The 22,152-nt window shown below is 32.0% G+C and carries 21 protein-coding genes; all 21 read right to left on the reverse strand.

Going from position 1 to position 22,152, the window contains the following annotated elements; genetic code table 11:
- Positions 1-203: 203 nt before the first annotated feature.
- On the reverse strand, positions 204-773 hold the full coding sequence (locus ABYI63_RS14030; protein WP_372757137.1) for a Pycsar system effector family protein: 570 nt from the start codon (positions 771-773) through the stop codon (positions 204-206).
- A gap of 10 nt (positions 774-783) precedes the next feature.
- Positions 784-1,623: a restriction endonuclease gene (locus ABYI63_RS14035; RefSeq protein WP_372757139.1), complete on the reverse strand. Its 840-nt coding sequence runs from the start codon at positions 1,621-1,623 to the stop codon at positions 784-786.
- Between the two features lie 39 nt (positions 1,624-1,662).
- On the reverse strand, positions 1,663-2,349 hold the full coding sequence (locus tag ABYI63_RS14040; RefSeq protein ID WP_372757140.1) for an ABC transporter ATP-binding protein: 687 nt from the start codon (positions 2,347-2,349) through the stop codon (positions 1,663-1,665).
- Positions 2,349-3,584: an ABC transporter permease gene (locus tag ABYI63_RS14045; protein ID WP_372757142.1), complete on the reverse strand. Its 1,236-nt coding sequence runs from the start codon at positions 3,582-3,584 to the stop codon at positions 2,349-2,351. The genes ABYI63_RS14040 and ABYI63_RS14045 overlap by 1 nt, the downstream gene beginning before the upstream one ends.
- 194 nt (positions 3,585-3,778) lie before the next feature.
- On the reverse strand, positions 3,779-4,879 hold the full coding sequence (locus tag ABYI63_RS14050) for an efflux RND transporter periplasmic adaptor subunit (RefSeq protein WP_372757144.1): 1,101 nt from the start codon (positions 4,877-4,879) through the stop codon (positions 3,779-3,781).
- Positions 4,876-6,189 (reverse strand): TolC family protein, encoded by a 1,314-nt coding sequence (locus ABYI63_RS14055; RefSeq protein ID WP_372757146.1) that lies wholly within the window; start codon positions 6,187-6,189, stop codon positions 4,876-4,878. Before ABYI63_RS14055 ends, ABYI63_RS14050 begins: the two co-directional genes overlap by 4 nt.
- Before the next feature lie 57 nt (positions 6,190-6,246).
- On the reverse strand, positions 6,247-8,079 hold the full coding sequence (locus ABYI63_RS14060) for a pyruvate kinase (RefSeq protein WP_372757147.1): 1,833 nt from the start codon (positions 8,077-8,079) through the stop codon (positions 6,247-6,249).
- 188 nt (positions 8,080-8,267) lie between these two features.
- Positions 8,268-9,161, reverse strand: a complete 894-nt coding sequence (locus ABYI63_RS14065) for a hypothetical protein (RefSeq protein WP_372757149.1) — start codon at positions 9,159-9,161, stop codon at positions 8,268-8,270.
- A 25-nt stretch (positions 9,162-9,186) separates the two neighbouring features.
- On the reverse strand, positions 9,187-9,639 hold the full coding sequence (locus tag ABYI63_RS14070; protein ID WP_372757151.1) for a DUF2141 domain-containing protein: 453 nt from the start codon (positions 9,637-9,639) through the stop codon (positions 9,187-9,189).
- Entirely contained in the window at positions 9,636-10,031 is a 396-nt protein-coding gene (locus ABYI63_RS14075; protein ID WP_372757153.1) for a hypothetical protein, read from the reverse strand. The genes ABYI63_RS14070 and ABYI63_RS14075 overlap by 4 nt, the downstream gene beginning before the upstream one ends.
- Before the next feature lie 2 nt (positions 10,032-10,033).
- Positions 10,034-10,786, reverse strand: a complete 753-nt coding sequence (locus ABYI63_RS14080) for a TIGR00730 family Rossman fold protein (RefSeq protein ID WP_372757155.1) — start codon at positions 10,784-10,786, stop codon at positions 10,034-10,036.
- Positions 10,787-10,806: 20 nt separating this feature from the next.
- A complete protein-coding gene (locus ABYI63_RS14085) occupies positions 10,807-11,928 on the reverse strand; it encodes an ABC transporter permease (protein ID WP_372757157.1) in 1,122 nt (373 codons plus the stop codon).
- A 128-nt stretch (positions 11,929-12,056) separates the two neighbouring features.
- Positions 12,057-13,163 (reverse strand): ABC transporter permease, encoded by a 1,107-nt coding sequence (locus tag ABYI63_RS14090; protein WP_372757158.1) that lies wholly within the window; start codon positions 13,161-13,163, stop codon positions 12,057-12,059.
- Positions 13,164-13,285: 122 nt separating this feature from the next.
- Entirely contained in the window at positions 13,286-14,020 is a 735-nt protein-coding gene (locus tag ABYI63_RS14095; protein ID WP_372757159.1) for an ABC transporter ATP-binding protein, read from the reverse strand.
- A gap of 49 nt (positions 14,021-14,069) precedes the next feature.
- The gene (locus ABYI63_RS14100) at positions 14,070-14,972 is read right to left on the reverse strand and encodes an ABC transporter ATP-binding protein (RefSeq protein WP_372757161.1); all 903 of its coding nucleotides are present in this window, start codon (positions 14,970-14,972) and stop codon (positions 14,070-14,072) included.
- Positions 14,973-14,987: 15 nt separating this feature from the next.
- Entirely contained in the window at positions 14,988-15,449 is a 462-nt protein-coding gene (locus ABYI63_RS14105) for a hypothetical protein (RefSeq protein ID WP_372757163.1), read from the reverse strand.
- Positions 15,450-15,454: 5 nt separating this feature from the next.
- Positions 15,455-15,877 (reverse strand): hypothetical protein, encoded by a 423-nt coding sequence (locus tag ABYI63_RS14110; protein ID WP_372757164.1) that lies wholly within the window; start codon positions 15,875-15,877, stop codon positions 15,455-15,457.
- Positions 15,878-15,888: 11 nt separating this feature from the next.
- On the reverse strand, positions 15,889-16,800 hold the full coding sequence (locus ABYI63_RS14115) for an HlyD family secretion protein (RefSeq protein WP_372757165.1): 912 nt from the start codon (positions 16,798-16,800) through the stop codon (positions 15,889-15,891).
- Positions 16,801-16,805: 5 nt separating this feature from the next.
- Positions 16,806-18,068, reverse strand: coding sequence for a TolC family protein (locus ABYI63_RS14120; protein WP_372757166.1), 1,263 nt, complete (start codon positions 18,066-18,068; stop codon positions 16,806-16,808).
- Positions 18,069-18,242: 174 nt separating this feature from the next.
- Entirely contained in the window at positions 18,243-18,857 is a 615-nt protein-coding gene (locus tag ABYI63_RS14125; RefSeq protein WP_372757168.1) for a TetR/AcrR family transcriptional regulator, read from the reverse strand.
- 202 nt (positions 18,858-19,059) lie between these two features.
- Positions 19,060-22,149, reverse strand: coding sequence for an efflux RND transporter permease subunit (locus ABYI63_RS14130; protein ID WP_372757170.1), 3,090 nt, complete (start codon positions 22,147-22,149; stop codon positions 19,060-19,062).
- Positions 22,150-22,152 lie beyond the last annotated feature (3 nt).

A 22,152-nucleotide genomic window follows, 5' to 3' on the forward strand; every position in this document is an offset into this window, starting at 1 on the left:
TAAAAAAACAAGCTATGAACCAACGTAGAAATGAGTACCTGAAATTTAAAAAATTAACGAATCAAAAAAAACAATTAACTTTGAATTAATCAATTAAATACTCTCTATTAAAAAGTCCAATTTAGTTTGATGACATACACTTTAAAACCTTAAAAATTAGTTTATGTAAGTAAAATGGTTCCAACTTGGGCGTTCAATAATCGTTAAAAATTCGTAAGAATGAAAGCAATAGTGAATATTAGGCCAAACAAGAAAACAATAACCGAAAGGGTTAAAATTCTTTGCTTTATACTGATAACCTTTCCCAGAAAATAAAGGTCAGCAATCATTTCATCATAAACATTTTGTCCTTTTTCCATGATACGTTCAAATTCCTTTTTGAACTCCGATAGAGATTCTTTTGAAAAATTTTCAGCGTATAAAGCACCTTTATATTTGCTTTCTCTAAAAGATTTGCCAAAATACCGATAAGGCAGCATACTAAACAAGGCAAAAACCATGGATAACATACTACTGAGTACCAATACTCTAGTCCCTGTGTTGATGGCAATTTCTTTTGTCTCTGGATTTATAAAACGAAGCCCAAAAAATAAGGAAGTTATAATAGAATTTACAGTAAGTATTATTTTCGCCTTATTGTCAACCATTTTTAGAAGTGTGTAATGATTTCTTGAAACATTCCTGAAAAGAGTTTGTATGCCTCGAGCATCAAATTTTTGAAGTTTTTCGCTTATTTCAACTGATGCAGTTTTTTTGTTTTTTTCGTTTTCCATAATTGAAAATTTAATGATTGCATAATTTTTTAATTTCATCAAGAGTTTTAAGAGTTCTATGCATAGGAATATTAAAGTGTTTAAAAATATCTGGCTCATTTAAAAGCTCCTTAACCAAAATTATATCCTTTTGTATAAACTGCATTTTCTCTTGTTTTGACAAAGATGATAAAACGGTTATGGGATACAGCCCAAATTCGTCAATATTTTTGTTAATCCCATTATCTTTTGGGTAATCCCAGCTAAATAAAGATAAATCAACACTTTTAGCATAGTTTATGGCATCTTCGGTAAACCTTGTATTCGTAACCAGCCATCCTTGTTTTAAATGGGTTGCTTTTCCTGAACTGTTCCATTTTTTTTGAACGTCAAGAAATCTTGAATTGATGTATAATGGTATTTTTACATCGCAAACAATTTTGGGGCTTGAATGAAATTTACATTCTATAATATATGTGTTTCCGTCTTTTTCGGCCAAAACATCAATTTCATGATTGACATTTATTCCCTGTAATATTTCACTAACTTTGGTTGTATATCCTTTTTGCCTTAACAATGCACCAATTAATTTTTCAAAAGGATAACCTGAAGGACCCAAGTCAAAAATTGCTCTTTTTAAACTGTATTTTGAAGCAGAGGTATTATTTAGTTTTTTTAATAAAAAATAGGCTTTACTATATATTACATCAGAAGAAATTCCTTCATAAATTATAGGGTAAATACTTTTTATTATTGTTTTAATTTCTTGATTAGTAGCACCGCTATTTTTTAGTGACATTTCAAGTTTTTGTATTTCGAATGGCTCTAATTCCCCCGAATTCTTTTTTACGGTTATTATCTTTTTATTCATATCATTATATTTTTTAATACGATCTATTATAACTTCTTTTTAAGTATTGTTAATTAGTTTTCCATCAGCCAATTCTATAATTCTATTGGAGGCTTTTGCAAAATCATTGTCGTGTGTCACCGCAATAATGGTTTGTCCAAATTCTGATGAAAGTTGTTGAAACGTTTCAAGAACAATGCCTGTGTTTTTACTGTCTAAATTGCCGGTAGGCTCATCACACATAATAATTTTAGGCTGATTTATTAAAGCCCTGGCAATGGCCACTCTTTGCTGCTGGCCACCGGAAAGTTTAGATGCCGGTTTTAATGCCTGATCCCTTATTCCCAAAAGCTCCAATTTTTGATATGCCTGTTCTTCTATTTCCTGGTGTGAGTATTTTCCTAATTTTAATGCGGGGATCATTACGTTTTTTAGGCAAGAGAATTCGGGAAGCAGGTAGTGAAACTGAAACACAAAGCCAATATTTTTATTTCTGATCGCTGCAAGGTAATTGGGTTTTTGTCCGGTTATTTTTTCGTTGCCAATAAATAATTCACCTTCATAATCCGTGTCCATTGTAGAAAGAATATATAATAAGGTCGATTTTCCGCTACCAGATTTTCCAATCAAAGTAATAAATTCACTTTCAAATACTTTAAACGAAACATCATCCAAGGCTTTAAACTTTACGGGTTGGTAAAAGTATTTACCTATTTTTTTTGTTTGAAGAATAATTTTTTTTTCCATTATTTTCTAAATATTTCAATAGGATCAATTTTGGCAGCTCCAATAGCAGGAATATAGCCAGCTCCTAAAGTGATTAAAACACCTAGAATAGCACCAATAAAAAATATTGGAGACTCGTAGCCGATAGGGAAATATTCCCGATCACCACCAATATAAATACCACTCACAAATTTAATTAAGCCAGCAGCCATCAGTAGTCCAAATGATGTTCCTATTATTCCCATAATCAACGATTCTTTTAAAAAGATATTGATCACATCTTTTCCTGAAAATCCTGTTGCTTTAAGAATGGCAATATCATTTAGTTTTTCTTTGATTGTCATATTGATGATATTATAAATTCCAAATGCTGCAACCAATAAAATAGCCAATGAAATTGAACCAAACATAACCTGTCTTGTTTTTTTGTTAGACATGGATTGTTCGTTGGCGGCTTGCCAGTCTTCTACTTTATAAATGGTTGAACTTTGGAGTTTTTTTGAAAATTTAGGAGCCTCGTTTGGATCTTCAATGTTTACCAAAATATCTGTCAAATAACTTGAGCTTTTTTTCATCAACTGTTGAGACATGGCTAAATTTATATAAGATTTAGTTAAATCGATATTGGAATTGGCAGTTTTAAATATACCTTCAACTTTCATCATTTTTACCACCCCAATAGATGAAGTAATATTAATATTGTCATACAGTTGAATGTTTAACTTTTCGGCAATTCCAACACCAATTAGTATCCCATTAGATGTTGATAAGAGATTTCTTACGTCTCCTGCCAACATGGTAGATTCTATATTAAACATATCATTGGCTTCCAGAATATTTACACCAGAAGCTTCGCCATTTATTTGGGATATACCATTGTTATAAAAAATATTAACAGAAACTTGCGGAGTTACGGTAACAATATCGTCTTGTTTTTTTAAATCGGCTATAATTTTTTCAGGATTAATAAGTGTATTGGATAAGTTGGCAATTTTGGGGTTAATTATTACCGTAGTGTAGTTTGGTTTTATTTGCTTAATTAATGGTCTGCTTAAAGTATCATCTTGATATATTCTTATATGAGGTTCGGCTTTAAACAGCGCTTCGTCAGAGTAGCGGTTAAAACCAACAACTAATGAAATCATAAAAATAAATATTCCTATCCCTACGGTTACCCCTAAAGCGGCTATTATTGTTTGCTTTTTACGTGTAATTAAATGCGTATATGCGATTTCTGAATTTACATTTAGTTTCATCTGTTCAAATATTATTTTTTAGCGGTAACAGCTGCTGCCTGCCTGCCGGACAGGCAGATTCGCCATTAATTATTTCTTTGTGTGTCAAAATCTGTAAGGCTCGTTTCATCTGTTATTTTTTATTGTTTTTTATTTGTCAAATGGAACGCTTAGCAGCTTTCTTTTTTCTGCTAGATAATTTTGTTGTAGGCGTTTCATTTTATTTTATCGGCTATAATTTTGGTATTTTCGTCTAATCCGCTAAGTATTTCTGCCCAATCATTAGAAATAAAACCTGTTTCAACTATTATTTCATCGCCTCCTTTTAATTTAACTTTATTGCCATAACCCAAATAATTTCGTGGAATAACTAAAGCATTATTTTTACTTTCAATAATAATATTTCCTTGAAGTTGTGTTCCGGAAATATTAAAGTCTAATTCGCTTTCAAATGCTACTTTGCAATAAAACGATTGTGTTTGCACATCAAATGCAGGATATATTTCGGTTACAATTCCATTGTAATTTTTCTGTAATTGTGTGTTTAGTTGGATGATTACTGATTGTCCAAGTTTTACTTTAGAAATATTGCTTTCATCAACACTTAACAAGGCATACAGTTTTTCTTGGCTTCCTATTACTGCGATAATGTCTCCTTTTCTAATATAATCCCCTAATTCTTTTTTTAACTCATATACTTTTCCACCAACAACAGCTTTTATTTCGTTGTAATTTTTAGAAACGCTATTCGCATCTTTTTGCGATTTTTGTATAATTAATTCTTGGTCGGCTTGTTGTTTTAGCAGTTTATAATTTTCCTGAAGCGACAGAAAATTGGTTTTGGAATTGTCTAAATTCAGCGCCATGTTTTCATATTCCAATTTTGAGACACTGTTCAATTCATATAATTTTCTATAGCGGGCTTCTTGCTTTTCGTCCTGTATAAGTTTTTGTTTGGCGAGTTCAAGATTAATTTCCGCTTGTTTAAGGGCAGGAGCGTTTGGGTTTGTGTTGGCAGCTGCAATAGTTAACAATTCATCAGCACTTTGGGCGTTAATAATACTTTGCTCATTGTCAACAATTGCCAATAATTGACCTATTGTTACAATATCTCCCTCATCAATATTCAATTTTTTGATATACCCATCAGATAAGGAAGTCAAATTATATTGATTTTCTGGTACAAGAACCCCCGAAGCAAAAACAGTTTCGGTAACATCTTTGCGAATTGGTTTGGTTTCAGTTATTTGTTTACCGCAAGAACTCACTAAAATCAAGCTTGTAAAAAAGAGTATGGTTTTTATTGTATTTTTCATTGTATGGAATTGTTAATTTCAATTTTTGATTTTGTATATAATAAATTTGCCAAAGCGGCACTATAATTTAATTGGCTGACCAACATATCGTCAAAAGCGACTAGGAGTTTATCAGAAGAAAGAATAGCCGCATTGAATTGATTTGAAGCCATTTGATAATTTTCTTCTTTTAGCAAATAGATTTGGTTGGCTGTTTTAAATTGAGAATAGGCTTTTTCATAGTCTAAAACCAATTGAATATTGGCAACGTCATTTTCATGTTTTATATGTTCGGCATCTAATTCAGAAATTGTTTTGTTGATTTTAGCGCTTTTTGTAAGTGTAAATCTGCTTATGTCTGGGAAAGGCATGCTTAACCTTAATCCGATATATTGAGAATTTACCCAGTTGCTATTTGAATCAAAAAATTGATTATTGCTATTTTGCTGCCATCCGTCATAAGCTACTATTGAAACGGTTGGGTATTGAGCTAGTCTGTTTGCTCTCAAATCCTCTTTGGCTAAGTCGACTTTTAACAGTGACGATTTATGTTCTAATTGATTGTTAGCTCGCAAGCCAATATTAAATGGCTGGTTATAATTTGCATTTTCAGTGATGGCAAGTTCTTCGTTTTGTGGTATATCACAAAGCACCTTAAGAGCGTAATACTGTTGGTTGAGTGATATTTCTAGTTGTGTTAACTTATCTGCTAAAGAGAGTTTGTTTATGGTAGCATCATTTAAATCCTGTTGGCGCACAATTCCTTCCGTATATTTATTTTGCATAATGGTTTGTAAAGTGTCGGCCGTAAACAGATTTTTTTGAGAAATTTCAATTTGTTCTTTTAAGGAAATAATATTGTAATAACTCGCCGAAATAGATTCAAAAAGTGCTTTTTTTACAATCAAATTGTTTATGTCAGTAAGTTTAGAGTTAATTTTTGCACTTTTTAACTTTGTCCAGCTTACAGGATTAATAATGTCTATTTGTGGTGCGAAATTAATATTTCCCATGTATTGCTGTCCGGTTGTTACTTCTTTAAAAGTGCCTGGATCACCGCCAAATGCTTCCGCAGGAAAATAGGTAACAGGCAACTTAACATTGTCGGTTAATGAAAAAGAGGTTTGCATTTTAAAATTCACCAAACCTGCTTGTGCCGAAATTTTTTCCCATTTAGCCAAGAGCACTTGTTGTTCTCCTGTTTTTATTGAAAAACTATGGTTTTCGGCATATTTAAAAAGAGAGTCAATCGTATTGAACTCCAATTTTTTTTGTGCGTTTGCAAACTGGTTAATCAAAAGAAAACCAAATAGCATTAAAAGTTGTTTCATTATTATAATTATATTTATCCTTAGTGTTTATCTCCTTTTATCAGGAACTTTGTTTTTTTATAAATTTTCATTAAATTTTAATATAGGCATCAGCGTTCTTTTTTTATCTTGAATCTTTTGCATTTTGCGTAGTATTTTATCTAACATTTTAACAGTTTGTTCTATATAAGGTCCTTTATTTAGCATGACGCATTCTGCTCGTTGTGCCATGGACGCATCCGTAATTTCAGCCCTTGTAGGCATTCCTTTTTTGGTTAAATTTTCTAAAATTTGTGTAGCCCAAACAACTGGTAAATGTGCGGCATCACAAATTTGTATTATTTCTTCTTGAATAGTAGCAAAATTTTCCCACCCTGTTTCAATGGCTAAATCTCCACGGGCAATCATTACGCCAACTGGATAGTTTTCCATTGCTTTTAATAATATACTCGGCAGATTCCTATATCCTTCTGCGGTTTCAATTTTTAAAATAATACCATTGTTAGCCTTTATTTTTTTCATTTCATTTAACAGGTCTTCAACATCCTGTTTATTATTTACAAATGAAAAATTAACGATGTCAGCATTTTTAGCTATAAAGGTTAGGTCTTTTTTGTCTTTATCTGTTAAACCTACAAAATCTGTTTTATTGGATGGCAGATTTATTCCCTTGTCTGTTTTTAATTTTCCTCCATTCTTTTTAGTGCTGGTAATTTCAATCATTAAATATTCTGGTTGATTTTCCATAATAATACCGGCAATTTTACCGTCATCAAAAAAAATGGGTTCTCCCACTGTTACAGTATCTAAAAATTTTGGTAAAGTACAGGAAATATGCGCTATTTCAACAACATTTCCACTATCGTCTCGAACAGTTGGACCTCCTAAAATGGGTTCTTTATCAAGCCTCAATAAATCACCTTTTGATAAAAAAATAATTTCTTCCAAGGGTGTTAAATCATAGATAGTATGGATTTCTGAAGGGGATTCTTTTTCAAAAAATACATTCAACATCGTTCCAATATTTATATAGACAGACTTATTGCATAAACCCCAGCAACCATTACTTTCTTTTTCGTCAATAAATATTTTACGTTTTTTACCGCGCGAATCCTTAAAAATAATAACGGAACCTTTACTGCTTTTTTTAAGCCATTTTTTGTTTACTGAAATAACAGCATCTGCCTGTTTGTCTTTTGGAGGTTCAGCACCATACGGAGCCAACCAAACTCTTGCAGGTGCTATTACTTGACCTAATATATTTTTTTTAGGTTTTATGTGTATTGCTTTAAGCCCTGGTTTTATTTTACCAGTTCTTATTTTTGGACCACCCAAATCCATCGTGATTTTACAATCGTTTTCAGCCTCTTTAATGTTACTTATTATTTGTTTCCAGATAACTTTATCATCATAAGCACAATTAATTCTAACGCAATCCATACCTAGTTTTAATAGGGTCTTTACAAATTGTTTATCGGTGGCAGCTTCTGTTGGTTGCGTAATCATAATAGCCGTTTTTCTTTTATTTTTTATTTTTCCGAAAATAGCTAAGGAATGTTGATTCTGAATTATTTTAGCTTCCCTGTTAGTAAGATAGATTTTTTCATTGTTAGGTAAATCAATATTTAATAAACTATTAATTATAGTTTTAACATTAAGTATTCTGTGTAAAATGCTGTTTTTGGATTCGGGCGATATAGGTAAACCTATTTCGTCTAATTTTTTTTGTAAAATATTAACATCAAATGTACGTAAGGCTAAATAGTGAACTAAATTGATAGCACTTTTGGTGTAATTAGGATGTACATTGCTTAATTGAGTTTGATATTTTAGTTCAAATTGAGTAATTTTATCAATTACCAAATCAATTGCAATTGCTATCTCCTGTAATTTATTTTTTTGGTAATGCATAATTAAAAAAGTTTAAAGTTACTGTCGATTATACTTAAAGGCACTTTTACATTGTTTTTTTTAGAGATTCTTTAGTATATGTGTGACTAATGGTACTACATCATTATTTTTTTACAGTTGCTATTTTGTTGTTCATTATTTATATTTTTCACTAAATAAATTAGATTGGTTTTTTTAATCAATCATATTTAAAATCTTAAAATTTCAGTCATTAATCCAAAACGAATGGTATCAATTTGGTGATTAAAGTAAATATTGTAATAATCCATACCATGGTAAAATTGGACAAATAAACCAATGTCTTCTAAAACTTTTGGATGGTAGTAAAATGTTAGACCAGCATTTAATCTGTTTAAATCAAAAGTGCTCCAGTTATTTATTGAGTCAAACATCCAGGTTGTTTCTACTTTTAATGAGATATTTGGTCTATTTTTTAGTTCCAAATTGGTTTTAGGAAGTTTAAAAGCTGAAAATGTATTGTGCCAACGCAATCCACTGTATAATCCTTGCATCTCATCCATCATCCAACTTTTTGGGTGAATTTCAATAGAACTTTTAAAAAATTTTACAGCATTTAAATTTTCGCTGTTTGAAGTATTAATTAATCCAAATTCGAGAAAATTAGTAGCGAAGTTTCCAGATAGTAAATTAATATTTCCGTTTTCGTCGTAAAAATCTCCATTTTGACCATTAGAGTGGTGTGAAACTCTACCAAAAAAAGTATTATGATTTTTTGATTTTTTGTCACCAACTAAATAGTAGAATGTGATTTGCGGAATATAGCTAGGGGTATATATAGGGTAAGAATCTTGGTTATACATTCTAATAATTACCTGTGATGTTAGTACACCCATTAATCTTGAATCTTTTCTTTTTCTTATGATAAAACTCGGACTAATATTGGCTTCAAAAATTAGAGGATCTAGATTCCCAATATCAATTGGAAATGTAACATAGCTGTCGCTTTGGTTAGCAAGGGCTATTTTAGTTAGATCTAGCATTAGGTTGTCTTTTTTTTCTTGAGCGTTTAAAACAAGTATAAACAACGTAAGTAGTACCGATAAGTAAATATTTTTTTTCATCTCTGTGTATAATAAAATACATTTATTACATGTAAATAAGCTTTATCACTTTTTCAAGATTAGAATTCACTTTAAAACTTGCTTTAGAAAACTTAGGACGATTTGACATCCCAATAGATTCATAGTTTGAAAATCCAACGCCTTCATTTGGTATTGGCAATAGGAATTTCTTGTCTATTTTACCATTTTTATTTTCATCATGTAAAACGTTTACAGCATAATTCCCTTCAGGTAAATTTGTAAAGGTAAAAGTGGCAGTGCCATTTTTATCAATTTGAGAAACACCCTTTTTAAAATATTTTTCATATTTTTCGTCAGGAATGGAACCGTCTTTGTTATATAATGCGAATAAGGCCTCTCCCTTAGAATTTCGAAAACCTTCCGATTTTACTGTTAGGGAATAAGTTTCTTCTGGTGTTGATTTATTGAATGATAACAGAACAAGTGCTATCAATAATATGGCTGTTTTTTTAATCATTTTTCTTCTTTTTTAAATTTTAGATAGGCGAATATTGTGAAAGCAAGCGTTATGGCAATTCGAAACAGCATGGCGCCAATGGTTTTTGTTTCGTAAAGCCCTCCCACAGTGACGTGCACCAATAAGCCAAGAAATGCTATAATTAGAATTACGATTGATGTACTTAAAATTTCAAAAGTCCAGTTTTTTAATTTTATAAATCCGTAGGCGGCAAACAAATAGAGGATGCTGCTTATAAAATTTGCCCAAACCACTAGTAAAACATAATTGCCTTCTTTAACACGTATGTCAAACCAATCAAATATTACCGAACTGCTCAAGAATAGAGTTAGCAATGCAAAAGCAATTAAAACAATTGCCATAATATATGTAAACAAGTTATTTTTAATCATTTTTAATCATTTTTAGTTTTGTTTTCGCTAAACCACCATTTGGGCTTATATTGTTTTTTGACCAAGCCAAATTTTTTAATGGAATAAGTTTCAATATGTGCCATTAAATCTTCAACAGAATCGGTTACAAAAAGCAATTTCATATCTTCTTTATTTATACTTTCATTCTCTGCCATTCTTTGAATATGATGACATAATTCTTTATGATATTCTGAATCAAAAATTACGATGGGAAAGTCTTTAATTACTTTGGTCTGTATTAAAGTGAGCGCTTCAAACAATTCATCTAATGTTCCCATGCCTCCAGGCATCACCACAATGGCGTACGAATATTTGATTAACATCACTTTTCGTACAAAAAAATAGGGGATATCAATCCATTTATGGAGATAAGGGTTAGGTTTTTGTTCAAAAGGCAGAATAATATTACAGCCTACGGAATATCCACCAGCTTCATAAGCTCCTTTGTTCGCGGCTTCCATAATTCCAGGTCCACCACCTGTCATTACGGTAAAACCCAATTTTGCCAACGCAGCTCCTATTTTTTCCGCATTTTTATAATGTGGTGAATTTTTCTTAAAACGAGCTGAACCAAAAACAGTGACACAGGGACCAATAAAGTGCATTTTACGAAAAGCCTTTATAAAACTAAGTTGTACTTTAAATGAAAACAAGAGTTCCTTAAATCTTGATAAAGGGCCTCTAGCAAATAAGGATTCATCTTTAGATAGTACATATTTCTTTTTGGTTTCCATAACGCATACTTATTAAAACATTAATTGGTTTTCTTATAACTCCAAACCGCCAATCCATTCATGATAACTGCATAAATAATTGTTTTTACAAGTAGAGGTATAATATCTATAAAGCTTGATCCTTTAAGCATCACCATTCTCATGATTTCCACAAAGTATTTTATGGGATTAAATTCTGTTAATATTTGCGCCCAATAAGGCATACTTTCAATAGGCGTAAAAAGCCCGCTCATTAAAATAAAAATCACGATAAAAAACCAAGCAATAAACATGGCTTGCTGTTGTGTGTCGGTAAAATTTGAGATAAATAATCCCATACCTAAAACAACTAGAAGATAAATAGCTGTATAAAAATAAATCAACCAAAGACTTCCTACCATAGGCGTGTTAAAAACAATTTTTGCAATAATAAGCCCTATGGTTAATAAAACAAATCCTATAATCCAAAATGGAAATAATTTACCAATGATAAATTGATATTTTTTTATGGGCGTTACATTCATTTGCTCTAAAGTGCCAATTTCTTTTTCGCGAACAATATTCATCCCTGATAAAAACAAGGTAATCATAGATACCAGTAGAACCAATATGCCAGGAACCATAAATGTTTTATAGTCTAATGTTATATTGAACCAAGATGAAGGAATAGATTCAATATTTTTAGGCGTGTTTATTGTATTTGATGGAGGTAATAATGATACTTTAGCATTTTTGTCAAAGGCCTGTACAATCTGGTTGATATATACGCTTTGCACTCCCGCTGCCGCTCCATCAATTGCATTAATTGTTATGGAAAGATCGGTGTCTTTTTGATTTGATAAATCGCGTTCAAAATAGCGTGGAATTTCTAAAATAACATCTACTTCACCTTTAGACATGGCTGTATTTGCCTCTTTAACTGAAGGAAAATCAGTCATTACATGAAAGTAGGTAGAAGCATCAAATTTTTCTATTAATGCCCTTGATAGGGAGGTTTGGTCGTTATCTATATAAGAGAATGTTATGTTTTTAATTTCAAATGTCGCCGCATTGGATAAAATTAATAACTGCAACAAAGGCAAAATAAAGATAATGGGAAGCATTCCTTTATTTCTAAAAATTTGCCTGAATTCTTTTTGAATGATGTATAGAATTGTGTTCATTTTTTATTCTTTAGTATCTGGTATTAAGAAACTTTAAATTTTTTAATCCTAATTTTTAATTTTCTTTGAACTTCCCTGATAGGTGTTAATCGGTTTTTATTATTTATAATTATTCATTTTTAATTACGCTACTCCAACCTAATTTTATATTTTTTAATGCTTAAGGCTATAAAAAATAATGTCATCGCAACTAGAATTAATGTTTCTTTCCAAATAAAAGTTAATCCAACGCCTTTAAGCATAATTGCTTTTATAATAATGATAAACCATTTTGCAGGTATCACATGGCTAATTATTTGTAGTGGCAAAGCCATACTGGCAATAGGGAAAATAAATCCCGACAATAAAATAACCGGGAGCATTAAGCCCATCAACGATATCATCATAGCGGTTTGTTGGGTGGAGGATACGGTAGAAATTAAGATACCTAACGACAATGCATTAATTATGAATAACACACTTTCAAATCCTAGTAAAAACAAGCTTCCTTCAACTGGCATTTTAAATATGAAGATACTCAGCAATACAATGACCACTGCATTTATTACCGATAAGAATATGTAAGGAAATACTTTCCCTAGAATTACTTGAAATGGTTTTATGGGAGATACCAACAATATTTCCATGGTGCCTAATTCTTTTTCACGCGTTATGGAAATTGAAGTCATCATGGCTGAAACCAACATTAAAATAACTGTCATAACTCCCGGAACGAATGTAAAAACACTTTTTAATTCAGGATTGTAAACTAGGCGCGTTTCAGGATTTATTTGAAAGGGTACCTTTATATTCTTATTAATTTCCAGCTGGTAATTTTGCAAAATTGAACTCAGATAATTATTAATGGTGTTTGCGGTATTTGGGTCTGTTGCATCTGTGATTATTTGAACGGATGTCTTGTTTTCTTTTGTTAGTTTTTCACTGAAATTCCTATCAAAAACTAAAACTGCTTTTATATTTCCTTTTTGAAAAACCGATTCAATTTCGGCATCATTAGAAATCATTTGCTTATTGGTAAAATATTTTGACGCTGAAATTTTATTTATAATCTCTTGCGTGGTTGCGTCCTTAGATTTGTCGAAAAAGGCAATATCAACATTGTTAATTTCATTGGTAATAGCAAATCCAAAGAGCATTACTTGTGCTATCGGCATCCCAAAAAGGATGAACAATGAGCGTGTATCCCTAAAGATATGGTAAAATTCTTTTCTTATAAATCCTGCAAATCGTTTCATATAGTTATATTGTTATCATGTGGAGTGAAATGAAGGGCGATCTCACTTTTTAAATATGGCAATCCATATTTAACAATGTTACGTTCTCAATGATATTTTAATTATTATTTTATCTTTATTTTTTACTCAATATTTCGCGCTAATTTTAAAAATACGTCATTCATAGAGTTAACTTTAAACTGTTCTTTTAGTTTTTTTGGGGTGTCTAAGGCTTCAATTTTTCCCTCTACCATAATTGAAACACGATCGCAATATTCAGCTTCATCCATATAATGCGTGGTCACAAAAACGGTAGTTCCGTTGTTGGATGCTTTATAAATCATTTCCCAAAACTGTCTTCTAGTAATGGGGTCAACACCTCCTGTTGGCTCATCTAAAAACACAATTTTTGGTTCGTGCAATAAAGCGACTGAAAAGGATATTTTCTGTTTCCAGCCCAGCGGTAAGGAACCAACCAGTTCATTTACAATGTTTTGTAAGCCTAATTCTTCTACGAGCAATTGTCTTTTTTCTTCAATTTTCTTGCGAGACAAACCGTAAATTCCTCCAAAAAATGTGATATTCTCTTTCACAGTTAAATCGTCATACAAAGCAAATTTCTGACTCATATAACCAATGTTTTTCTTAATATCCTCTGAATTTGTAAAAACGTCAAAGTCGGCTACTTTTGCATTTCCGGAAGTAGGTTTTGAAATACCGATAAGCATTTTCATGGCAGTTGTTTTACCTGCACCATTCGCACCAAGAAAACCGAATATCTCACCTTTTTTTACTTCAAAAGTAATGGCGTTTACTGCTACGAAATCGCCAAATTTTTTAGTTAAATTCTCAACTTGTATTACATTAGTGTCTGTCATCGTCTTAATTTATGCCAAGCAGGTTTTGAAACCTGTTTGGAGGTTACATTTATTTTGCTAACTCCATAAAGGTGTCTTCAATAGTAGTTTCTGTTGGCTGAATAATAATGTTATTTAAGCCTTTGTCTTTTAGAAACATGCTAAGCTCTTTGGTGTCAATGGTATCTCTTTTATCGGTATAATGCACAAATTCACCAAAAGGATAAACGCTATAATTATGTTTGTACTCTTTTAAAGCCAGCAGCAGTTTATAAATATTGTCTGCTTTTATATCATAGATTGTTGTTGGAAAATGCTTTACAATTTCTTTAGGGTCATCTATTTGTAATATTTTGCCATCCTGAATTAAAGCTATTCTGTCGCATAATGCGGCTTCGTCCATATAGGGTGTAGACGCTAATATAGTAATGCCTTTTTGCTGTAGGCGTTTGAGCATTTCCCAAAATTCTTTACGCGAAACTGGGTCAACACCTGTAGTTGGTTCATCTAAAAACAGCACTTTGGGTTTGTGGATTAAGGCGCAGGATAAAGCCAATTTTTGTTTCATCCCTCCTGATAATTGTCCAGCTCTACGGTTTTTAAAAGGCTCAATTTGAATGTAAATATCCTTGATTAAATCGTAGTTTTCTTCGATGGTTGTTCCAAAAATAGTGGCGAAAAAAGTTAAATTCTCTTCTACTGTTAAATCTTGGTATAAGGAGAAGCGACCTGGCATATAGCCTACATTATCTCTTATTTCTTTATAGTCTTCTATCACATCAAAGCCAGCAACTGTTGCGGTTCCTTTGTCGGCAAACAGCAAAGTGGTTAGTATTCTAAAAATAGTAGTTTTACCGGCACCATCAGGGCCAATTAATCCAAACAATTCTCCTTCTTTTACTTCAAAAGAAACATCATTTATGGCATTAACTTTTTTAAATGATTTGCTGATATTTTTTACTGAAATACTCATTTTTAAAATTTTATTTTATTTGAAATAGGCTGGATATTCAGACAAATGTTTGGTCAGTTTTTCCAGAGCAGATTTGCGGCTGGCTAAATCTTCAGCAGCCAAATCCTTAAATAAAGGTTTCATAGGCAAAAGATACGTGTGCAATTGGTTGTGGGCTTCTCCAGTCATGGTGCATTTGGTTATAATGGTTCCAAATGTAGCTTCCAGTTTTCCTTTAAGTTCAGGGTACGCCTCCATATTTTCCTTGTCGGTAAAATTGACGATTAATTGCGTCATTTTTTGGATTCCTTCTGAAGTTTCAGAATTCGCCATCCACAAATTCCCGTTATTTAATTCCAATATGCCTTCACTTTCGTGAGTTTCTTCTTTGTTTTGTATAGGTTTAGTGATTTCCTTATTTTTATTTTTATTATTGTTGCATGAAACGACTAAAACGGTAGCCAAAAAGGCTAAGATTAAAATATTTGCTTTTTTCATTTTATTTAATTTAAATGATTATTAGTTAGTTTTTTATAGGTCAACAATAAAATTACAATCCATATACTTACCCTAAAACCCATCGCTTTTATGCTTTCAAGTGCAGCTTCATTACTAAAAAAATATAAATAAGCTAAAACGAGTACATGTAAAATCAGAATAATGGATATTAATCTTCTTGCAGATTTGTTTTTTTTCCACATTAAAATGGCTGCAATAATAGAAATGAAGCCTAAAATAACATTATAAACGACCAACCAATTTAATATGTTGTAGTTGGGAACTTTATAATTTAAAAGCACCAAGGACCCTGAAATAACTGACATTATTCCAATTATTAATGCAAGTAATTCAGCAATTACAATTCTAAATACTTCTTTTGAAGTAGGAATTTTATTGTTTTTATTAGAATCTAAGGAAGTCGTCATATCTATCTAGTTTAATTTCCATTTCCTTCTGAAATGGTTGTGGATAGAAACATTTCCGCAGGCATTCCAATTTTTAAGCCTCCATCGTTTATCACATCAATTTTTACCGCATACACCAAATTAACACGTTCTTCTTTGGTTTGAATAATTTTAGGTGTAAATTCTGCGACAGATGCTATCCAAGTAATCTTTCCTTTATAAGATTTCATATCTTTTTTATCATCAACTTTTACAGTAACATCTTGCCCTATTTTAATGCTTGAAAGTTGTGATTCGCTCACGTAAACTCTTAATTGCATGGTATTTAAATCGGCAATTTTGTACAGGGGTTTTCCAAAAGATGTGATTTCATTAGGCTCTGCATATTCTGTTAAAACAGTACCGTTTATGGGGTTTATAATATAGCTTTTTTGAATTAAATCTTCCACTTGTTTCAACTGTACATCAATGCTTTTAAGTTCATCTATAACAGGTGAATTTTGACTTTTAACGCTTGTAATTTGTTTTTGGATTACATTAATTTCTCCATCAATGTCATCCAATTGTTTTTGGGTTCCTGCATTTTCTCTGATTAAATTTTCAATTCTGTTTTTGTTGATTTCAGCAGTTCTTAATTGGGCATTTAGCACATTTACTTGAGATAGAACACTGTTAGATTTTGAATAAATAATGGTTTTGGAAGCCAATAACTGATCTCTTTTTAAGCTCAATGGAATAGTGTCTATAAATCCCACATAAGCTCCTTTTTTTAGAATTTGTCCTTCTTCAACAGTAAATTGTATTAATTTTCCGCTGTTTTCTGCGGAAACTGTTATTTCTGTAGCTTCAAAATTTCCGTAACCATCGGCTTTTTCGTTGTTTTTACAGCCTACAAGAATACTTCCAATTAGAAATAAACCGAATATGTTTTTAGTGATTTTCATAAATGTTAATTTTTAGTTCCTTTAGTGGTGTTATAATTTGCTTTAGCGTATGATAATTGTGTATTATGAGTTTTTAGGTTATTTTCAGCTTCATAAAGATTGGTTAATTCTGTAATATAGGCTGAGGCGGTAATAACGCCGTTTTTTAATTGAGAACTCGAAGTTTCCAAAATTTTCTGTCTCAGACGTATAATATCCATGTCTGATACTATTATTTCTGAAATTTTACTTATTTCCGATTGGTGTTTTGTTAGCTCAATAGATGTGTTAAGCTCAAATACTTCTTGTTCATTGTCTATAATTTCTTTATTTACCTGCAATGATTTTCGTTGTTTTTTATTTGAATTCCAATCGAACACATTCCAGCTTAGTTTTAAGCCAGCCATATAATAAGTTTGAAAAGAATTATCAAGCATATTTAATCCTGGGTTTCCATATCCCCCAGTTGCAAACCCGGAAAGTTTTGGGTTATTTTTTTTCGCTATCAATTGTTCTGAGGCTTCAATTTGATTTTTTTGCAATTGAAATAAATCCAATTCAGGACGATTGATTTTAGTTTCGAGGTTAATTGAAATTTCAGGATTTTCCAAAACAATAGTTGCTGAAATATTTTCTCCTATCAACTGGGAAAGGGATTTAATATTACTGATTTTGTCTTTATCTAGTTCAATAAATTGCTGTTCTATTTTAAGTAATTCTGCCTCTAACACGCTATCGGAATTAGGTAGCAATGTTCCAAATTTTACGCCGGCTTTTACCTCTTTTAATGTGGTTTTCAATTCTTTTTCCTTGGCAACCAATAATGCTCTTTTTTCTTGTATTAGCAAGATTGAAAAATAGAGAAAGTTCACATGTTCTTTTAGTTGATACAAATTTACTTCAACTTGTTTTTGCCCGGTTTTTAAAGAAGCTGTTTTTTCTTCAAGCGCTGCATTTGTCAATCCACCATCATAAATTAATTGATTTATGTTAACGGTTGCTTGATATTGGTCGTTATTAGGTGGCGTAATTGTTACGTCAGGTAAGCTAATAGGCAACTCTATCACGTCGGATTGATAAGTGGCTTTTGACTCGAAATCAATTTGTGGCAATTTATTGGTTTTGATAGTTTCTTTATCAAAAGCATTTTGTTTTGCCAATAAATTATTTTGTTTTGCTAAAGGATAGTTTTTATCAACTAAAGAGTAGCATTCATCTAAACTTAGTTTTTCTTGCGCAAAAACGTTGAGTGTTAGAAATAATACTATAAGGGTGGTTATTTTTTTCATCTGTTTAAATTTTATTTTAAGCGGGAACAGATGCTGTTCGCCATTAATCATTACTTTGTGTATCAAAATTTGTTATGCTCGTTTTATTTGTTATTTTCTATTGTTTTTTCTGTCAAATGTAACGCCTAGCATCTTTCTTTTTTCTGTAAGATAATTTTGTTGTAGGCGTTTCATCTATTTAATTTTTATTGAATTTATAATAAAATCTGCTATTTCTGTTTTTCGGTCTTCCATTAACTGTTTATAAGTATCATCACTAACATTCACAAATCCTTTTAATAAGGGAGCTCCAATAAAAGGGAATATATTTAAAGAAATAATGTTAATGAATAATTGTTCAGCTTTAATAGGTATAATAACTCCTTCTTCAACTTTTTCATTCACCTGTTGTTTGAATTTTGAGATGTTTGGGAATTTTTTTTCTGCAATTAATTTTTTTACAAAATCTGGGTTCCTGTTTAATTCCTGAATGATAAAGTTTGGGAGGTATGGATGTTTTAACACAAACGCAACATAATTAGTGCTGAAGTTTCTTATTTTTTCAAAAATGGAAGTATCGGCATTAATAATCTCATTTAACTGAGGCGCTAACATGGAAAAAGCACTTTTAAAAACCGCCTCAAACAGCAGTTGTTTGCTTCTGTAATAATAATGTAACATGGCTTTATTTATGCCAGCTTCATCAGCTATTTCCTGCATTCTAGCGGCCGCCATACCTTTTCGTTCAAATATTTCTTTTGCGGCATTTAAAATTGAAGATTCCGTGGTGCCTTGTTCTTTTGTTTCCATGTACTGACTATTTAGTTTAACCAAATGGTTAGCAAACATAATAACTTTTTTTTAATTTACAAAATTTGTTTAGTTTTTATGAAATATTTAACATGATAATTATTGTTTTAAGAACACAAATGGGGGGTAAAAAAAATCTCTTGCTAACCAAAGTAGGATAACAAGAGACAGGAAATTTGGGGGTTATAAATTAATACTGAAACTAACGATCAATAGTTTTAACTTTTTTTGAATTATTGTCTACTATATACGCATAAATTGGTATATAAATTAAGGTTAAAAGTGTTCCAATTAAAAGTCCGCCAATGGCAACATCAGCCAACGGGCTTAAACGCTCTAAACCAACTGCATTTTCTAACGCTATAGGAATCATACCGGCTATAGTCCCAAAAGCGGTCATTAGCACTGGTCTAAAACGCACGCGAACACTTTCTATGGCGCTTTCAAAAGGAGATTCTCCACTTTCGCGATGCTGTTGGTAAAAGTCTATGAGCAATACGGCATTTTTTATAATAATACCAAAGAGCAGTAAAATACCCAATAAACTTGGCATACAACTTGGCTTGTGGAACAGTAACATTCCCCAAGTGGCACCAATTAACGACAATGGCAAAACCAAAATCATAATAAGAGCCATTTTTATCGATTTATAAATGGCTATTAATACCATTAATAAAATAACAACTCCTAGAGCAATAGCCTTCATCATACGGGTAAAACTATCGCTTATGGTAGCAATGTCCCCTTCTTGTGTAACCACAACGCCATCTAAATTTTTCACGTTTGTTAAAGCAGCTTCGGCATCATCTGTTAAATGTGTGATAGGGCGTTTGGAGCGGTATCCGCTAATATCAACACTATATAACATTTTATCGCGCTCTATTTTGGCATAGGTTAATTGTTTAGAAATTTTAGCTAAAGATTCCAACGGAATTTCACCAAATTTTGATTGGATAGGCAATAACCTTAATGTTTGTTCATTTTGGCTGAATTTTCCTTTGAGATATAGCCTTACATACTGTGTATTCATTGATTGCAAGTTGGCATTTAAACCTACAACCTGACCTTTAACAGGGATTTGCATAGCAATATCATAGGGTGTTAAACCATAACTCAAGGCTTTATTTTCATCTATGTCTAGCATAATTTCGCTCACATCCTTATCCCAACTAGTAGAAACTGAGGTTAACCCTTTAACTGTTGAAATAGCTTCACTTATTTGATGCGTTTTTTCTGTTAATCCATCAACAACAGGCGATTTTAATCTAACAACTAGAGGTGCTTTTACAGATGATAAAGCGGTGGCCCCAAAATCATACACATCATTACGTTTTAAACCTTCCAATTCGGAAAGTTTATCCCGTATAATATCTTCAATTTCCCACATGCTTAGATCTCTTTGAAAACGATTAACGCAATTAATGGTTATGGTAGCTTCTGAAGGCAAATTTCCGCTTCCCATACTCAAAACTCCAGGTTCTGTACCAAAAGACACGGAGCTTTTATCTGCCCAATCTTGTTTGTGCAACCAAGTTAAAAAAGGTGTTAATTTTCTCTCAGAATTTTCTACGGTTTCATTGGCGCTAAATGCAATTTGTGCTTTTATAATGCCTGTGTCCATTGGCGGCATGGCATCTTTACCAATCGTTGGCATGATACTTCCCATACTAATTGCTAGTAAAATAACAACCCCAATCGTTAATGCGAGTCTTCTTAAAACTTTACGTTTTCCGTTAGAAAATTTGATCACATTAACATAAGGCTCCACCAACCTTCCAATAGAATTGTTATAAGCACGGTCAAACCATAATTCCACTTTGTTTTTTTTAAATCCATTTTTGTACATTACTTTTAACAATTGTGGTATAAATGTAATGGAGATAAAAAAGGATACTATCAATGCAATAATTAAGGTGAAGATTAATGGTTTAAATATTTTTTCTGGAAAACCACCTATGTACATTAAAGGAAAAATAATAGCAATCGTTGAAATAGTTCCCGCAAAAACAGGGGCAATAACCTCTTTTGTGCCTTGTATAATGGCAGTTTCTAAATCCTCTTTTAATTCGTTAAGATGCCGTTCAACATTTTCAAGCACCACAACGGCGTCATCGGCTAACATTCCCAAGGCTAAAATAACACCTGTATAAATTACAATATTCAACTCACCTCCTGTAAGCCATATAACAGCTAATGTAGCAAAAAACACCATAGGAATAGATAGACCAGCTGCAAGAATAGCTCTAAAATTTCCTAAGAAAAATAAAACCACAATTAAGGTAAAAATGATTGCATCGCGCAACGCGTCTAACATATTTGAATTAGCCTCTTCAATAAGGTTACGTTGTGTATCTGAAATTTCAAAATTAATATTTGGGTATTCCGCTTCAAGCTTTTTCATTTCTTCTCGTGCTGCTTCACTTACATCAAGCACGCTTCCTCCCGGAGCACGTTGGATTGCCAAAGCTATGGCAGGTTTTGCATTACCAATATAACCACTTGTTCTTTTTTGATAGCTCCATTTTACATCGGCAACATCACTTAAACGTACATTGGGCAATATGTTTAAGTTTTTTATTTTCTCAACTTCATTTTTTTCCCCATAGTAGGTAACGGTATAAAAACTATTGTCACCTTTAACAAAACCGATAGGCATATCTTTATTTAAAACTTGTAACACTTTTGAAATAGATTCAAAATTTACGTTATAGCGTTTTGCTTTAAAAGGGTCAACTTCAATATTTATAGAACTTTGAAATCCCCCAAAAACTTCGACATTCCCAATTGCCGGATTGCTTAACAGATGGGGCTTTATAAAACTCTCCGCTATTTTACTGATATCTGCTACATTTATATTATCATTTTTAGCGCTTAACGATATAACATCAACAGGTAATGTAAAATCTCCTGCCGTATAAATAGCGGGATTCACATTGGTTGGCAATTTACCTTTTGCAATAGACAAAGCATTGGCAACATCAACAGCGGCTGCATTTAGGTCTTTTTCATAACTAAAATCGGCTTTTACTATTGAAAAGTTAGCGACATTTACTGAACTTACATCGGTTATAAAGCCCAATCTTGAAATTTCTTGTTCTATTGGTTTTGATACGGTGTTGGCTGCAACTTGCGCTGTTGCACCAGGCACATTGGTAATAACAATTACCTGTGGAGGATTAGCATCCGGAAATAAATTTTTTGGTAACGTAACTAAGGCCACAATACCCATGATAAAGAAACCTGCTATAATGGAGTATAAGGTATATGGACGGTTATAGAAATAGTCGAACATGGT

Origin of the sequence: Mariniflexile sp. (assembly GCF_041583155.1) — a bacterium.
Classification (GTDB): Bacteria; Bacteroidota; Bacteroidia; order Flavobacteriales; family Flavobacteriaceae; genus Mariniflexile.

Coding starts and splice junctions, on each gene's coding strand:
- ABYI63_RS14030 (WP_372757137.1), bottom strand. CDS start 773: ATGGAAAACGAAAAAAACAAAAAAACTGCATCAGTTGAAATAAGCGAA.
- ABYI63_RS14035 (WP_372757139.1), bottom strand. CDS start 1,623: ATGAATAAAAAGATAATAACCGTAAAAAAGAATTCGGGGGAATTAGAG.
- ABYI63_RS14040 (WP_372757140.1), bottom strand. CDS start 2,349: ATGGAAAAAAAAATTATTCTTCAAACAAAAAAAATAGGTAAATACTTT.
- ABYI63_RS14045 (WP_372757142.1), bottom strand. CDS start 3,584: ATGAAACTAAATGTAAATTCAGAAATCGCATATACGCATTTAATTACA.
- ABYI63_RS14050 (WP_372757144.1), bottom strand. CDS start 4,879: ATGAAAAATACAATAAAAACCATACTCTTTTTTACAAGCTTGATTTTA.
- ABYI63_RS14055 (WP_372757146.1), bottom strand. CDS start 6,189: ATGAAACAACTTTTAATGCTATTTGGTTTTCTTTTGATTAACCAGTTT.
- ABYI63_RS14060 (WP_372757147.1), bottom strand. CDS start 8,079: ATGCATTACCAAAAAAATAAATTACAGGAGATAGCAATTGCAATTGAT.
- ABYI63_RS14065 (WP_372757149.1), bottom strand. CDS start 9,161: ATGAAAAAAAATATTTACTTATCGGTACTACTTACGTTGTTTATACTT.
- ABYI63_RS14070 (WP_372757151.1), bottom strand. CDS start 9,639: ATGATTAAAAAAACAGCCATATTATTGATAGCACTTGTTCTGTTATCA.
- ABYI63_RS14075 (WP_372757153.1), bottom strand. CDS start 10,031: ATGATTAAAAATAACTTGTTTACATATATTATGGCAATTGTTTTAATT.
- ABYI63_RS14080 (WP_372757155.1), bottom strand. CDS start 10,786: ATGGAAACCAAAAAGAAATATGTACTATCTAAAGATGAATCCTTATTT.
- ABYI63_RS14085 (WP_372757157.1), bottom strand. CDS start 11,928: ATGAACACAATTCTATACATCATTCAAAAAGAATTCAGGCAAATTTTT.
- ABYI63_RS14090 (WP_372757158.1), bottom strand. CDS start 13,163: ATGAAACGATTTGCAGGATTTATAAGAAAAGAATTTTACCATATCTTT.
- ABYI63_RS14095 (WP_372757159.1), bottom strand. CDS start 14,020: ATGACAGACACTAATGTAATACAAGTTGAGAATTTAACTAAAAAATTT.
- ABYI63_RS14100 (WP_372757161.1), bottom strand. CDS start 14,972: ATGAGTATTTCAGTAAAAAATATCAGCAAATCATTTAAAAAAGTTAAT.
- ABYI63_RS14105 (WP_372757163.1), bottom strand. CDS start 15,449: ATGAAAAAAGCAAATATTTTAATCTTAGCCTTTTTGGCTACCGTTTTA.
- ABYI63_RS14110 (WP_372757164.1), bottom strand. CDS start 15,877: ATGACGACTTCCTTAGATTCTAATAAAAACAATAAAATTCCTACTTCA.
- ABYI63_RS14115 (WP_372757165.1), bottom strand. CDS start 16,800: ATGAAAATCACTAAAAACATATTCGGTTTATTTCTAATTGGAAGTATT.
- ABYI63_RS14120 (WP_372757166.1), bottom strand. CDS start 18,068: ATGAAAAAAATAACCACCCTTATAGTATTATTTCTAACACTCAACGTT.
- ABYI63_RS14125 (WP_372757168.1), bottom strand. CDS start 18,857: ATGGAAACAAAAGAACAAGGCACCACGGAATCTTCAATTTTAAATGCC.
- ABYI63_RS14130 (WP_372757170.1), bottom strand. CDS start 22,149: ATGTTCGACTATTTCTATAACCGTCCATATACCTTATACTCCATTATA.